The 14,031-nt window shown below is 36.8% G+C and carries 13 protein-coding genes and 3 pseudogenes; 9 read left to right on the top strand and 7 right to left on the bottom strand.

The window, feature by feature from the left end; all coding sequences use genetic code 11:
- Window positions 1-63 precede the first annotated feature (63 nt).
- The gene (locus ACU5DF_RS05715) at window positions 64-951 is read left to right on the top strand and encodes a LysR family transcriptional regulator (protein ID WP_446712135.1); all 888 of its coding nucleotides are present in this window, start codon (window positions 64-66) and stop codon (window positions 949-951) included.
- A gap of 6 nt (window positions 952-957) precedes the next feature.
- On the opposite strand, the pseudogene ACU5DF_RS05710 reads toward ACU5DF_RS05715, so the two are convergent.
- Window positions 958-1,593: pseudogene (locus tag ACU5DF_RS05710) on the bottom strand (substrate binding domain-containing protein); the annotation flags it as partial.
- A gap of 109 nt (window positions 1,594-1,702) precedes the next feature.
- Here ACU5DF_RS05710 and ACU5DF_RS05705 point away from each other — a divergent pair.
- Window positions 1,703-2,824, top strand: coding sequence for an ISAs1 family transposase (locus ACU5DF_RS05705; protein WP_446711344.1), 1,122 nt, complete (start codon window positions 1,703-1,705; stop codon window positions 2,822-2,824).
- A 24-nt stretch (window positions 2,825-2,848) separates the two neighbouring features.
- Here the strand turns inward: ACU5DF_RS05705 and ACU5DF_RS05700 are convergent.
- Window positions 2,849-3,103 (bottom strand): annotated as a pseudogene (locus ACU5DF_RS05700) (LysR family transcriptional regulator); the annotation flags it as partial.
- 126 nt (window positions 3,104-3,229) lie between these two features.
- Between ACU5DF_RS05700 and ACU5DF_RS05695 the strand changes: the two are divergent.
- Window positions 3,230-3,664 (top strand): carboxymuconolactone decarboxylase family protein, encoded by a 435-nt coding sequence (locus tag ACU5DF_RS05695; protein ID WP_446712134.1) that lies wholly within the window; start codon window positions 3,230-3,232, stop codon window positions 3,662-3,664.
- A gap of 80 nt (window positions 3,665-3,744) precedes the next feature.
- Window positions 3,745-4,290, top strand: a pseudogene (locus tag ACU5DF_RS05690) (NAD(P)H-dependent oxidoreductase); the annotation flags it as partial.
- A 640-nt stretch (window positions 4,291-4,930) separates the two neighbouring features.
- Here the strand turns inward: ACU5DF_RS05690 and ACU5DF_RS05685 are convergent.
- From ACU5DF_RS05685 to ACU5DF_RS05675, 3 genes are all read right to left on the bottom strand, one after another.
- Window positions 4,931-5,140 carry a hypothetical protein gene (locus tag ACU5DF_RS05685; RefSeq protein ID WP_446712133.1) on the bottom strand — a complete coding sequence of 70 codons (210 nt, stop codon included), beginning with the start codon at window positions 5,138-5,140 and terminating at the stop codon, window positions 4,931-4,933.
- Between the two features lie 291 nt (window positions 5,141-5,431).
- The gene (cspE, locus tag ACU5DF_RS05680; protein WP_012552262.1) at window positions 5,432-5,641 is read right to left on the bottom strand and encodes a transcription antiterminator/RNA stability regulator CspE; all 210 of its coding nucleotides are present in this window, start codon (window positions 5,639-5,641) and stop codon (window positions 5,432-5,434) included.
- A 342-nt stretch (window positions 5,642-5,983) separates the two neighbouring features.
- On the bottom strand, window positions 5,984-7,501 hold the full coding sequence (locus ACU5DF_RS05675; protein WP_446712132.1) for a DUF1254 domain-containing protein: 1,518 nt from the start codon (window positions 7,499-7,501) through the stop codon (window positions 5,984-5,986).
- A gap of 229 nt (window positions 7,502-7,730) precedes the next feature.
- On the opposite strand from ACU5DF_RS05675, the gene ACU5DF_RS05670 reads away from it, so the two are divergent.
- The 4 genes from ACU5DF_RS05670 (at window position 7,731) to ACU5DF_RS05655 (ending at window position 11,440) form a co-directional block, all read left to right on the top strand.
- Window positions 7,731-8,657 (top strand): LysR substrate-binding domain-containing protein, encoded by a 927-nt coding sequence (locus ACU5DF_RS05670; RefSeq protein ID WP_446712131.1) that lies wholly within the window; start codon window positions 7,731-7,733, stop codon window positions 8,655-8,657.
- Window positions 8,658-8,718: 61 nt separating this feature from the next.
- Window positions 8,719-9,702 carry a DUF2860 domain-containing protein gene (locus ACU5DF_RS05665; RefSeq protein WP_446712130.1) on the top strand — a complete coding sequence of 328 codons (984 nt, stop codon included), beginning with the start codon at window positions 8,719-8,721 and terminating at the stop codon, window positions 9,700-9,702.
- Window positions 9,703-9,830: 128 nt separating this feature from the next.
- On the top strand, window positions 9,831-10,040 hold the full coding sequence (locus ACU5DF_RS05660; protein ID WP_446712129.1) for a hypothetical protein: 210 nt from the start codon (window positions 9,831-9,833) through the stop codon (window positions 10,038-10,040).
- A 242-nt stretch (window positions 10,041-10,282) separates the two neighbouring features.
- Window positions 10,283-11,440 carry a conjugal transfer protein TraF gene (locus tag ACU5DF_RS05655; protein ID WP_446712128.1) on the top strand — a complete coding sequence of 386 codons (1,158 nt, stop codon included), beginning with the start codon at window positions 10,283-10,285 and terminating at the stop codon, window positions 11,438-11,440.
- A 108-nt stretch (window positions 11,441-11,548) separates the two neighbouring features.
- Here the strand turns inward: ACU5DF_RS05655 and ACU5DF_RS05650 are convergent, their stop codons facing one another.
- Entirely contained in the window at window positions 11,549-12,076 is a 528-nt protein-coding gene (locus tag ACU5DF_RS05650) for an NADPH-dependent FMN reductase (RefSeq protein ID WP_446712127.1), read from the bottom strand.
- Window positions 12,077-12,253: 177 nt separating this feature from the next.
- Here ACU5DF_RS05650 and ACU5DF_RS05645 point away from each other — a divergent pair, with 177 nt between their 5' ends.
- The gene (locus tag ACU5DF_RS05645; protein ID WP_045104598.1) at window positions 12,254-13,156 is read left to right on the top strand and encodes a LysR family transcriptional regulator; all 903 of its coding nucleotides are present in this window, start codon (window positions 12,254-12,256) and stop codon (window positions 13,154-13,156) included.
- 10 nt (window positions 13,157-13,166) lie between these two features.
- On the opposite strand, the gene ACU5DF_RS05640 is transcribed toward ACU5DF_RS05645, so the two are convergent.
- Window positions 13,167-13,979, bottom strand: coding sequence for a TPR end-of-group domain-containing protein (locus tag ACU5DF_RS05640; protein WP_446712486.1), 813 nt, complete (start codon window positions 13,977-13,979; stop codon window positions 13,167-13,169).
- Window positions 13,980-14,031 lie beyond the last annotated feature (52 nt).

Raw genomic sequence — 14,031 nt, 5'->3', positions numbered from 1 at the left:
CAATTACTCTTAATCTAATAATCTTTTGTTATCTGTTTTCAGGTTCATTTTTCTTGGTGATTTATGCTTAATCCTCTTTGGCTCAATACCTTTTTTACTTTGGTTGATATCGGCCATTTTACCCATACGGCAGAAAAACTCTTTATGACTCAGCCAGGGGTCAGTCAGCACATTAAAAAACTAGAACTGGCGTGCGGGTATGATTTGTTAAAACGAGAGGGGAAAAGCGTCGAGCTCACAGAGCAAGGTCGCCTAGTATACAATTATGCACACCAGCAGCGACGCGATGCAGCTAACCTAGTTGAAGCGTTAAGTTTTGATGACCCACATAAAGGATTATGTAAATTCGCTTGCTCAGGGGCGCTAGCTTTATCTCTATACCCAGAATTCATCAGCCTACAAAAAAGCCATCCCGATCTAGTGACCCATGTTGAGGTTGCACCAAATAGTAAAATATTAGATGAGATCCAGCGCGGACAAATTGATATTGGGATCGTAACTCATCAACCAACACCAAATCTATTTCGTAGTGAAGAAATTAGTAAAGAGCCACTCTGCTTAGTGTTACCAAAACACCATAAAAACACAGCCATAACTTGGGACGCCTTACTGGCATTAGGATTAATAAAACACCCCGATGCAGAGCATTATCTTTCACTTTATTTTGATTTTTGCCAAGATAAGGCCTTAGAAAAAAGCAATATTCATGAAATCCCAGTAACTAGCTACATTAATCAACTAAGCCAGATTCTATTGCCTATTGCACAAGGGATTGGATTTACGGTTCTTCCACAAAGTGCGATTGATGCCTTTCCTTATAAACAAGATTTACATATACATCGACCAACAGCTCCGGTTTTAGAGAGCTTATTTTTAGTACAAAAGAGAAATAGGGATTTACCAAAGAGATATCAAACTCTTATTGAAAAGCTTAAAGAAACACTGGCATAAGTTCTACTAGCTGTTTTTCATTTTCGCAATGACAAAATCTAAAAATGCACGAATATATGGCTTGGGATATTGAGCGTTTTTGTAAATCGCAAAAATTTCACCACTGCCATTTTCACCATGAGTTACTGCCCACTTAGGCAATACTGGGATTAATAGACCACTTTCAATGTAGTCCGCAGTCATCCAATCAGAGAGCAGCAGTACTCCTGTCCCTTTTAGTGCCGCATTCAATAGTGGTGAGCCTCCTTTTGAGATTAAATTTCCTGAGACTGAGGTCTTTTTCGCTACATTTCCCTTTTTAAAATACCAGTGGTTTCTCTGCCTTTCATGAGTAATGAGCAAGCAATTATGATGAACCAAATCATCCGGCTTCTCAATTGTCTCATGACTCGCTAGGTAATCAGGGGAAGCCACTAAAGATGTATTATTTTCCATTAACTTACGTGCTTTCAAACAGCTGTCTTGAGGAGTACCAATACGTATCGCTATATCAACATTTTCACTATGAAGATCCACCAAGTTGTTATCAAGCTCTAACTCTATCTGTACTTTTGGATATAAAGCTAAAAACTCAGGAATTAAAGGCGCTAACACTAAATTACCGAAGCTTTCAAACACAGAGATACGTAACATACCTTCAGGCTCTTCATTATGCAGGGCAAGATCACGAATGTTTTTTAATCAATTAAACGATCGATTTGACGATCAGATTTACCTGTGATCATATACCTCCTTTAACGAGGAGAATTCGATGCACATTGACCATTTTAAAGAACACTTTCATGAAATAACAGACCAAAGACAAGGTGCAAAAGTAACCTATTGCCTTTTTGAAGTTCTATTCGGCTCAATGTGTGCTGTTATTGCAGGAGCAAAAGGCTGGTTTGATATTAGAGAATACATTCTTGGTCATCACGCTTGGTTTGAACGTAATGGTATGTTTTTAAATGACATTCCTGTCGATGATACGATTGCTAGGATTGTTTCAAATATTGAACCAGAGCAATTTCATCAATGCTTCGTCTCTTGGATGTCTTCAGTGCATTCTTTAACTCAAGGCCAAGTCGTTGCTATTGATGGCAAGACACTTCGTGGCTCTTATGATCGAGACGACCGCTCAAGTACTATCCATATGGTGAGTGCTTACGCCTCTTCAAACAAATTGGTTTTAGGGCAGTTAAAAACAGAGCAAAAAAGTAATGAAATAACAGCTATTCCAGAGCTTATTAAGATGCTTGATATTAAAGGCGCATTAGTGACTATTGATGCCATGGCATGCCAAACGGCAATAGCCAAAGTCATAATAGATAAGGGCGCAGACTACTTATTAGCAGTAAAAAACAATCAAGGCTCGCTACGCAAATCTGTTGAAAAAGCATTTTCAAATCAACGCTCTACAGTAAACAAACTCATTAACCTTGAGCAAGGTCATGGCCGTATTGAATCACGTCAAAGTTATGTATTACCAAGTACAGCTCTAGAAGGTAACTTTTCTCGTTGGAAAGGCTTAAAAAGTATCATCATGATTGAAAGCTTTCGTGCCATTAAAGGAAAACAGCCCAGTCTAGAATATCGTTATTACATTAGCTCAAAAGAATTAAGTGCAGAGCAAGCAGCAGTGGCGGTCAGAGAGCATTGGGGGATCGAATCAATGCACTGGGTACTCGATGTCAGCATGAATGAAGATGCTTGCTCTATATTCAAAGATAATGGTGCCGAAAACCTTTCCTGCTTACGACACATGAGCTTGAACATGCTCAGAGCTGAGCCCACAAAACTGAGTATCGTGGGTAAACAAAAGCGATGCATGATGAATACTTCAATGCTTGAATCTGTTTTAACGGCAGGTTTTTTCTCAGAGGTTAAAATTTAACCACTCATGCGGTTGCCCTGCTTCATTATGCCCCTTCATTTCACTCAATAACTTATCACTGTCTTGCAGCAACTTAATTGATTGTTGATGAAAATAAAGCCCTTCTTCAGTCAAAATTAACTGGCGTGTACTTCTTTTAAATAATGTCGTCTGCACTTTATTTTCAAGGTTATCGATATTTCTCGCAACCGATGATGGAGCCATATGTAACGCATGGCCAGCTTGAGAAAAGCTACCAGACTCTACCACCTGATCAAATATTCGGATTAAATCTAACACACCATCACCTTTGCGTTTTATGCAAAATTACTTCAGTTTTAATGCCTATTCTCTCCCTTTATCGAATTATGCACAATACACACATCGCAATAAAGCGCTAACAAAAAACATAAAGAGAGATTAATTATGACTACACGTATTGATATTGCAAAAGTCCAACCAAAAGCTCTAAATGCAATGCTTTCTATTGAATCTTACCTAGCTAACGTGACGTTATCTGCTGAATTAAAAGAGCTAATTAAGATCCGTGCTTCCATGATCAACAAGTGTGCTTATTGTATTCAAATGCATGTACCAGAAGCAGAAAAAGTAGGAGTTGAATCTCAAAAGCTTTTCGCTCTTGCTGCATGGAAAGAGTCACCACTATTCAACGCCACAGAACGTGCTGTATTAGCATTAACAGATGACATGACACTAATCGCTCATGATGGTGTTTCAGATACAGTCTATCAAGAAGCTTTAGATGTTCTGGGTGAAGAACAACTAGCACAAACAATGATGCAAGTGATCATGATTAACGCTTGGAATCGCTTTGCATTAGCAACACAAATGACGCACTAATCAACCGTATTAACAGCCCTTATAGTCATGTTCACTAGTTATTACAATGAACATGGCTAGCTTTTTCATCACAAAATGAGAACAGAATGAAACGTATTTTAGTCTTACTTGCACACCCTTTAATTGAAAGCTCCACGATTAACCGAACGTTGGTAGAAGCCTTATCTAAGCATAAACAAATCACAATACATAACTTGTACCAAGCTTATCCAAATTTCCAGATTGATGTTGAGAAAGAAAAAGAGTTGCTGCTTTGTCATGACATTATCGTGTTTGTATTCCCAATCTATTGGTACTCTAGCCCATCTTTATTAAAAGAATGGCAAGATTGCGTTTTAGAATATGGGTTTGCTTATGGATCTAAAGGCAATAAGCTTCACGGTAAAACATTATTATGCATGACAAGTACAGGCAGTTCGCTTTCGGCTTATCAACCAGATGACAGCCAAGAGTCAATCCTGAAAACCTTATTGATGCCTATTGAAAAAATGGCTCAAGATACAGGATTAAATTATCTCGAACCAATTACGCTATATGGTTCAAGAACAGCAGTAGAAGAAGGTCGATTAGCCTCTCACGTTACTTATTGTATGGATAAAATAAATGCGTTGTTGTCTGAAGAATAAAAGAAAGGTTTATTATATCGAGCGTGGGTATTTCAGCAGTGTCTTAATGTTTTGCAAAGCCCTAAAACCAAAAAACTCCTGATTATCAGGAGTTTTCTATTTTTACCACTTTTTAGCCGTGTCTTTTGCAGTGTCTTTCCAATATTGAATTCGTGCACGTTGCAACTGGGCTTTTCTTGTTCTTTTCATAAGATACTTCCTTTAATCTCTCGCTCATCTTTGAGCTGCTGTCATAATTCTTAATGACCTATTCAATCTATAGTAGAGTTGAGTTCTTTGCGAGGATCAAGATCACGAATATTTAAAAGTACTGCATGTTTTTACGTGAAATTTATGAGGAAGGTAACATTATATCAATATTCGTAAGTTATTAGCCAAATAGTTGCCTAAATCATCTAATTAATTACATTGGGATAAAAAGAGAAAGTTGGATGTATATGATAAAGCTATCAATAAAATAAACCCATTATTATTTTTAAATTATATGGATAGTTTCAATAGCTTATGATTACCTTGTACGTGAACCATACGTACTTAGTAAATTTTATTGGGGACCATTAATAGATTTGTAGAGAATAATATGGCTGATGCTTTCTTGAGGGAAGCCAATAGTAATGATGTTTAAAAAGCGTGACACCAATTAAAACGAAATTAAAAAATCACCAATAGGTTGATTATTGCTATCGGTAATACTTCCTTTACCTGTCTCTTCACAGTATGAAAAATCAATATCAAACGAGTCTAACTCGCCTTTCATTAGTATGTTACGTAATAAAACATCACTGTTTAGTTGATGAATTAGCGCGTCCCACGAAACATTATTTTTAAAAATAGTAAAATTTACGTTCATTAAATACCTTTGGGTTTTTATAAATTAGAGTTTTTATTAATTTTCGACCAGATATAAAGATACAGCGAGGCTAAAAATTATTAAAATAGAGTAATAGATTTGTGTTACAGAAAAATGATTGGATTAAAACTAAGATGGTAGAAGTAACTAAGAGATTTTTTGACAAGTACAAAACAGGAGCAGATGTTTGAAATGTTGATATCTTACAAAGTAGAACTAAATCGAGTATTAATAAAGCATTTAAAAGTAGCGCAGATGATACTGAATATCATCTACGCAACTTATTTGAAATTAAGCAGCTACAACGTTAGCAGCTTGAGGGCCTTTTTGGCCTTGCTCAACTTCAAAAGAAACTTTTTGGCCTTCAGCAAGAGTTTTGAAACCCTCTGAAGCGATAGCACGGAAATGTACGAATACGTCAGCGCCGCCGTTATCTTGAGTGATAAAACCGAAACCTTTCTCTTCGTTAAACCATTTAACGATACCAGTTGTTTTAGACATGTAATGTCCCTTATATATATATAAATTCATAAAAAATCGCATAATGCGATACGCTTAGAGCTTGAATTATTAAATGCGACGACAAAGCTAAGGGAAAGACTGAGAATAACAACATTACGAAGAAATACTAAGGCTTACTTTACTTGATGTTCATTAAACAACTCTGAGCAACAGAGCGAGATGAATAATACCTCAGTGCTAAAAATTGTAAAGAAGTTTCTTCAATTATTTTACTGTTTTTGTACCCAATTCGATTAAATAAAATTAGAGAGCCCTTATAAAAATACCGTCTACCCACAGCATATAGACGGTATACCCTCTCAACTAAATCAAAGTAATTGGTTAGTCAATTAACTCGATATCACCAGGCTTCCATGTTTTGTCATACCATGCCTCTTCTGGGCCATATAAACGTAATAGCGTAAACCATCCTTTACCAGGTATTGTTTGTATCCAGTTCTCTTTCCTTTGTTTTGGCGCGGTTGGACCAAAGAAAATATCTACAGAACCATCTGAGTTCTTCACAAAATCATCTCGTTGATTATTTTTACTTGGTAATGGTTGTTCGGTTTGTAGCTCTGAACGAGTCTGAGGGTCATAAGCGACAACTGACCAAAAATTCTTAGCAGGAACATTTGCTGGAATATTCAGTTTATAATTCTTTCCGCCATCTAAATAGTCACCACCTTTCGCTTTATCAACCATGGCATATTGAGATCCCTTTCCTATCATTTTTAATGCCATCGCAGGAGTATTAACCGTAGCCATATAGAAGAAGTAAGTACGAGCATCTAAATTGCGCCCTCCTTCTCCTCCATCAATTAACCATTGATAATCTTTTCCGATAAATGCCGTTTTCCATAAACGATCTTCATAGATATACGCTTTTTTTTCTCTTGGTTGAAACATCAAAGTACGAGCTGTTGCATTACCGATAGCGACACCATCTTGCAAGATCTCTTGCATTCTTTCATCCGGCATAAATGGTTTATTTTTTTGGATTCCAATACTTGCCATCAAGCCTCTTAATTCAGGATCAAGAAAACTCACCGGCTCTTTATCTAATACTGGTTTAAGCTCTGCATAAAAATGAGCATCATTAGCATGAACCGTATTAAATGATTTCTTACTGCCAGAGATAAATTCCATTTTTGGTTTTACATCTTTTTTCGCTAATGGATAAATTTTTAACTCATTTTTGTATGCATTTACCGCTGAATCCGTTTTTCCATCTTTCAAGAAACCACGTGCGATAAACCAATTAGTATAGCTTGTTGATTGTGATACAAAGTACCCTTTCGGTATCTCTCCTTTATAATTTGGTGGCAAAATAAGGTACTTCCCTCCTTTACCTTTGTCAGGGCCAACAATACCAAGGTCTGTCACAAATCGAAAAAACGCATCATTAACAGTGGTCGGTCCCATCCCTGCGGGAACTTCAATTATCGTAGGGCCATCTCTCTCTAAATCCAAAAAGGCTGATGCATAAACGGTATCGGTATTCCCGGTCAAAAATAGTGGGTTTGAATCCATCAACTTATCAAAGAGAACCACTTGATTTGATTTTGTGACTCCTAACTCTTCATGACCAAGCCTTAATGCCTCTATTGAAGCCATAGGTATCGCATTTAAGAAAACCTCAGTAGCACGAATGGTATCAAGGTTGTCGTAAATCTTTTGAGTTGTCTCTAAGCTTGGTGCACCATCTTTAAATTCAAGATCCCCAATACTGGTTTCTACACTATCTGGCGTCATTATGCTTTTAGGAATATCAGTATTATAGTTCTCTGTAGATACCGCACTGCTTGAAAATACGAACCCTGTAAACAATGCTAAAAGTTTCAATTTAGATTTGATCATATTCTTACCTCAATCATTCATATTCGCCCTAACATAACAAGTTATGGCTATGGCGTTCACGTTACATAAATCTTAGTTCACTATCGATAATCTGCTGATTATTATCGCTGTTTCTTATTTTACTGAATTTATCTTAACCAATTAACGAACTCATTTTTGATAATGAATATTCTTAGATTTGAGTTTGTGCCATACTGTTTTAGGGACATTAAGTAAGAAGAATTCACGGATGACAAGTAGCATTGATTTAAATTTATATCGATTTTTGACCACGCTTTATCAATGGACAACCGTTGATAAAACTATCCATAAATTGAATATCAGCAAAGCCACCTTTAATCGACATTTGTCTGATTGTCGAAATCTATTTGAAAATGAGTTATTTATCGCTGAAAAAGGAAAATATGAACCCACCGCATTTATGATTAACCTGCACAAAGAAATAGAAGAACCATTAAATTTTTTAAATGACATCAATGGAATATCTACTACTCTTTATGCCAAGAAAAAGAAAATCGAGTTGGCTTTTTATCTGCCCACTACCTTAAATGAAATATTCTCTCTGCAATTGATAGAATATGCCTTAGAGCAAGATCCTGAAACTAAATTATCTTTTCAAGATTGGGCTTTAAATGACATTGAATCTCCAAAAAAGAATACGTTACCTGTTGGGATTACTGGATACCCACAAACCGTCAATCATCGTGTGATAGATAAAAAACTAGGGAGCTTAGCGCTTTTTATTTATTTACCGAAAAAACATCCGTTAGCGAATAATTCATTTGTTGAGTTAAAGAAACTAGAAAACCAAGCAACGGTTAGAATAACGATGGGAAGTGTTGATACACATCGTTATTACCAACGAATATTTACTGAAACAGGCATCCGATTACAACAGAACCTCACCGTAGCAAATACATCTATTGCTTTAGCGTGCGTAGCTAAAGGCCATCACGTTTTTGTCTCATTTGATTCGTCAGATACAGAGTTACCAGCAAATGTAGTAAAAGTGCCATTAAAACTTGAGGGAAAAAAAATGAAGTTTGATTTAGGTATGCAATATCACCGATCTTATTACCAACATCCAATCATCACACAAATAGAAGCCGTGATTAAAGACGTAATAAAAAACTATCCTTCCACAGAAACCGTATGACATTTTTTTCACATTACAAACTCCATAATCGGCACCAACTTCTTAATACTGAGTACAACCAATGAAAAAATCATTCTTATCCATTTCAATTCTTACTTCTTTATGTTCATTTTCTTCATTTGCAGAGCTAAGCGATGAAGCTGGCTTTGGTGGTGAAATTTCATTAAATACTGGTGTTTTTTCACAAACTTCTAATCTCAACACTGATAATGAAGATGCACTAACAGACCTCAATTCTGAAGGCGAATCAAGCAGTGACTTTATGGTGCTACCTTTAGGCACTGTCAGCTATACATTTGGCCAAGATTTAAACCATCAAATATATTTTGGTACGGCTCGTGAAGATATTGCGGTAGGTGATTTTGCTTTAGAGTTAGGTTACAAGCACCAACTTGATTCAGGCATGATTATCGATGCCGCTTTCTTACCTACAATCATGGCAAACGAAACGTGGGAAGACCCATTCTTAACTGGATCAAAACGTGAAGTAACCGATGAAACAGGTAACGCTTACCGGCTACAACTAATTGATATTGCAGGTTCTGATTTCTCTTTAGATATGGCATACGCAACAATCGATGTTGATAATGAGACTTCTGGCTCTCAATTCTCTCAAAAAGATCAAGAAGCTCTACAACGTGATGGCAGTTTAATTTTCCTTAAAGGTGAATATAAATACATGCTAGATCGTTCATCAGGCCTAATCCCCTCTCTAAGTTACACTATCCGCTCTGCTGATGGTGATGCGATGGCCTATAACGCAATCGGTGCTGATTTAACTTATTTTAAAGTCCTTGATAAGCACCAATTTGCACTAACGGCAGGTTACACAAATCGTAGCTACGATGGTTCAAATCCGGTGTTTGATAAAACTCGTAATGATAATGAGATTAGCTTATTTGCCGCATATGAATACGATAATCTAATGGGCTGGGAAGATGTATCATTTATCTCATTTGCAGGTTACGGCAGCAGTAGCTCTAACATCGAGTTTTATAATGAATCAGAATACTTAATGTCTATCGGTGTTAACTACAAATTTTAGTTCAACGCTGATGATTGCTAAAAAAGTAATCTAAATTTACTGATTAATACACTTAAAATATGCTCCGTTTTAGTTATGATGTTTTTATACATATGGCATTAACTAACATTTAGCGGAGCATCTAATACATGAAAAAAATTGTCCCATTTATTCTTCTCGCCTTTTTTAGCCTACGTTTATTTGCTTCTGTTGGCCCTCATCTGCAACAGTTAGAACATGATAGTTTCACTATTCTACGATCTGTCCTTATCGTTGGTGCATTTTGTTTTGCCATCTCTCTAATTATCAAAAGATTTAAAAAACCGTCTAAAACAAACCTTAATTCTAAAGAAGAGTAGAGCACTCCTAAGTATCTCTAACTTGAATTCATTTCCGTTTTTACTAAAAAGTTCATCAAACTTATGAAGTATCATCAATAATACTCCATTTACACTAGATATTTGAGACGAATAGCACACAATAAATACAAAATAGAGCTAAAATAATAGATTCTATTCACTGCATTTATGGGATTTTACAAATTAATTACCTCGTTAATCTCTCATGCAGAATATCTACAATATAAATGGACTTTACGCTCATGAAAAAAATAACCTTACTCTCTTTAAGCATTGGTACAGCACTATTAAGTACTAATCTATACGCGGCAAACCAAGTGGCTGACGCTCGCGGTAATGCTATGGGTAACACTGGTGTTGCTTCTGCTGACTATCTTGTCGCTCCATTTTATAATCCCGCTCTCGCGACAAGTTTTAAAGAAAATGATGATTTTGCTTTTTTGCTACCTGCGATTGGTGCTTCTGCACGTGATAGCGATGATACGTTAACAACTATTGATGATCTTCAATCATCTATTGAAGAGTTTGAAAATTCAACAACACCTTCTCAAGGACAAGTTGACGAACTTAATGGATATTTAGATCAACTTGAAAACAATAAACCACTAACCGTTACTGCTGGACTTGGCTTTGCAATTGCGCTGCCAACAAAAACCGTTGCTCTAAATTTATATGGCCGAGGATATACCGAGATTATTGCAGCACCTGATGTTGCTGCAAATACTGGCTCTACACCTATTGATGTTGAACAACGTTACCAAAATTCAAATGTTGATATGGTCGCTTTTGGCTATGCTGAATTTGGCCTAGCAATTGCGAAAGAGTTTACAATTGCTGAAGAAAAGGTCTCTTTTGGTGTTACTCCTAAATATCAACAAATGACTACTTATGCACAACGTACTACGATTGAAGATTTTGATATCGACAATTACGATGAAACTGAAATTACAGAAAATGCCTTCAACATTGATTTAGGTGCAGTTTGGTACAAGGGTAACTTCCGTACTGCATTGGCAATAAAAGATATTATTGCTCAAGAAATTGACGCAGAACATCATGGCTTAAAAGATACTTATGAGTTAAACACTCAAGCTACTCTGGGTTTTGCTTATGCAGCTGAATACTTCACAGCAGCCTTTGACGCCGATTTAACAAAACAAACTCGTTTTACAAGCTTGAAAGATGATACCCAGTTTTTACGCTTTGGTATTGAAGGAAATGCTTGGGGTTGGGCACAGTTACGTGCTGGCTATGAAATGGATTTAGAAGATACATTAGAAAACTCAATTACCGCTGGTATCGGAATTAGTCCTTTCGATGTTGTTAGTTTAGATATTGCAGGCTCATATGCTGGTGAAAACCAATTTGGTGCATCGGGTAACTTAGCTTTTACTTTTTAACCAGAACTTAATGCATAAAGCCTAATCGGATTAGTTTTTTGAACAAAAAGGCGGACCCAATATTGAGTCCGCCTTTCTTCATTAAAACACACCTTTATCAATTAAAAACTATAATGCCAGTGCCGACATTGCTGTTTTTAATTGCTGCACCAATTCTTCGTTACGTAGCTCGCCTTTTTCCATATCAAAGTTATCGTAAAAACTTGGAATAGAAAGAGAACCTTTTACATCTGCTGCAAAGTAAGGAGCAGAGCCTGTTGCGGCAGCAAGTACGGTCGCTGCACCACCAGGGCCAGGTGATGTTGCTAACATGATTACAGGCTTACCTTGATAGACCTTCATATCAATACGAGAAGTCCAATCAAACACATTTTTAAATGCCGCAGCATAAGAACCATTATGCTCTGCATATGAGATAACAATCGCATCGGCTTCACCAATTTTTTGGAAAAAACGTTTTGCAGGCTCAGGCTGACCTAGTTCTTTCTCTTTATCTTCACTAAAGATTGGCATTTCAAAGTCATTTAGATCTAAAACGTCTATGTCAGAATTAGGCACCAAGCTGGCTGCGTAAGTGGCCAATTGTTTGTTAATTGATGTTGAACTGCTGCTTGCTGCTAATGCTAAAATTTTCATAAGAGTACCTTCATATTCGATTAAGTAAAAAGAGTAGTTAATTCTCAGCTCTTTTCAAATGTCTTGTTCTTTTTTGCGATGGAGTAACTATAGTTCATTCACGAACGTTGATTAATAACCTAAATGTGCAATGATTATTTCCATATGACTCGTAATATAAGTGTGAATAAGTTAATTATGGCCTTTAATTCAGCGTTATTTGATGGAATGGTAATTTTTGTTGAGGTCGTCACTAGTGGTAGCTTTACTCAAGCAGCTCACAATAGTGGGCATTCAACGTCCTATATAAGTAAAGAAATCGGAAAATTAGAAGAACGGTTAGGCATCCGTTTATTACACCGTACAACACGGACACTACGATTAACTCCTGAAGGAGAGTTGTATTTTCAACAGTGCCAACAATTAATTGAAGATGCACAAATGGCTGAGAACGCAGTTACTGGTCAACAAGCTACTCCAAAAGGACGTCTTAAGGTAAGTTGCCCTGTTGGCTTTGCACTTTCTCGTTTACGTCCTATTCTTGGTAAGTTTGCTGATCGCTATCCTGATATCACATTAGAACTCGATTTAAATGATCGTAAAATAGATATTGTGGCAGAAGGATTTGATATGGCGATCCGTGCATCTCATCAACTTGAAGACTCAAGCTTGATCAGCCGTCGATTTTTAAGCTCCCAAGCTGTGGTCATCGCCTCTCCTGATTACTTGAAAAAATATGGAGCTCCGATTCATCCCTTAGAGCTAACTAATCATAAAACCATTGGTTACGCTTATGTAAAGCAAGGCACGGTGTGGGATTTTATCGATAAAGAAAACAAAGAGCTACCAGTGCCACTTCAAAGTCAAGTGATTACTAATAACTCATTTATGGAGCTATCATTATGTTTGGCAGGGCAAGGGATAACTCGCATTCCAAAATTCCACTTAACTGATGAGTTAGAAACCGGAAAGTTGGTTGAGCTGTTTTCAGATTACCCCAAACTTACCATTGATGTATTTGTTGTTTATCCAAGTCGTAAACATATGTCTGCCAAGGTACGCTGCTTTTTAGATTTCATTACCGAGCACCTTGGTGAATAGTTTATAAGAGTTACTCTTCTAACAGGGCCTCAAAGCGATCTAGCCCTCGTAATGGATCAAAATCTGTTTCTTCAATAACGAGCTCACGCATTGAAGAACTCGCAGTAATTGAACGTTGTAGATCATCAATAGCCTGAACTTCTGCACCCAATTGAGCATACGCACACGCACGTTGAAATAGTGCATGTGCGTTTTGATCATCCACTTCCAGAACTCGGTTACATAAATTTAAAGCCCAATGAAATTCACGCATCTCCATCGCAGCATCCGCTTTATAGGTTAATGCTTCTAAATCCCCAGGTCTGACTTTTAAAATTTCATCGTATACATCCATTTTTTGCTCGGCAGTTTGAACGTTTTGTGCTCGTAGCCACAAGTTATGGACTTCATTGATGATTTCAATTTCACGGTTATTCTCTGTAATTATTCGTGTTTTACGTTTTAAATCTCGCTCTAATGCCCCAAATTTTTTTTCATAATCTTGGGCAATTTTAGAGAGCTGTTTATCTGCCATCTCTCTGGTGTTTTGCTTCATTTCCTTTAGAGACTGCCAACCAATCAAAGCAACTAAAGAAGCAACGGCTGCAATAACATAGAAGAAATAGGTCACGGTTACATTAGAATAATTAAGGGACTTATCCGCAACAGCAAGCTCCCTGTCTGTAATTTGGATGATCATTCTTTTTTCTAAATCTTGTTGCTCTGTCCGTAATGCTTTCAATTCATCAAGAATGTAACGCTCCATTAATGGTCGGTCTAAATACTCTTGTTCTGAATAACTCACCTCTTCAGCTTGAATTGAAAGCGAGGTAAAAATAAGCATGGCAAGCAGACAGAGAGATCGATACATAAAAATGGCCTTATTAATCGTGTAA

Source organism: Aliivibrio wodanis (assembly GCF_052920805.1).
This window is presented reverse-complemented; position numbering and strand designations above follow the sequence as displayed.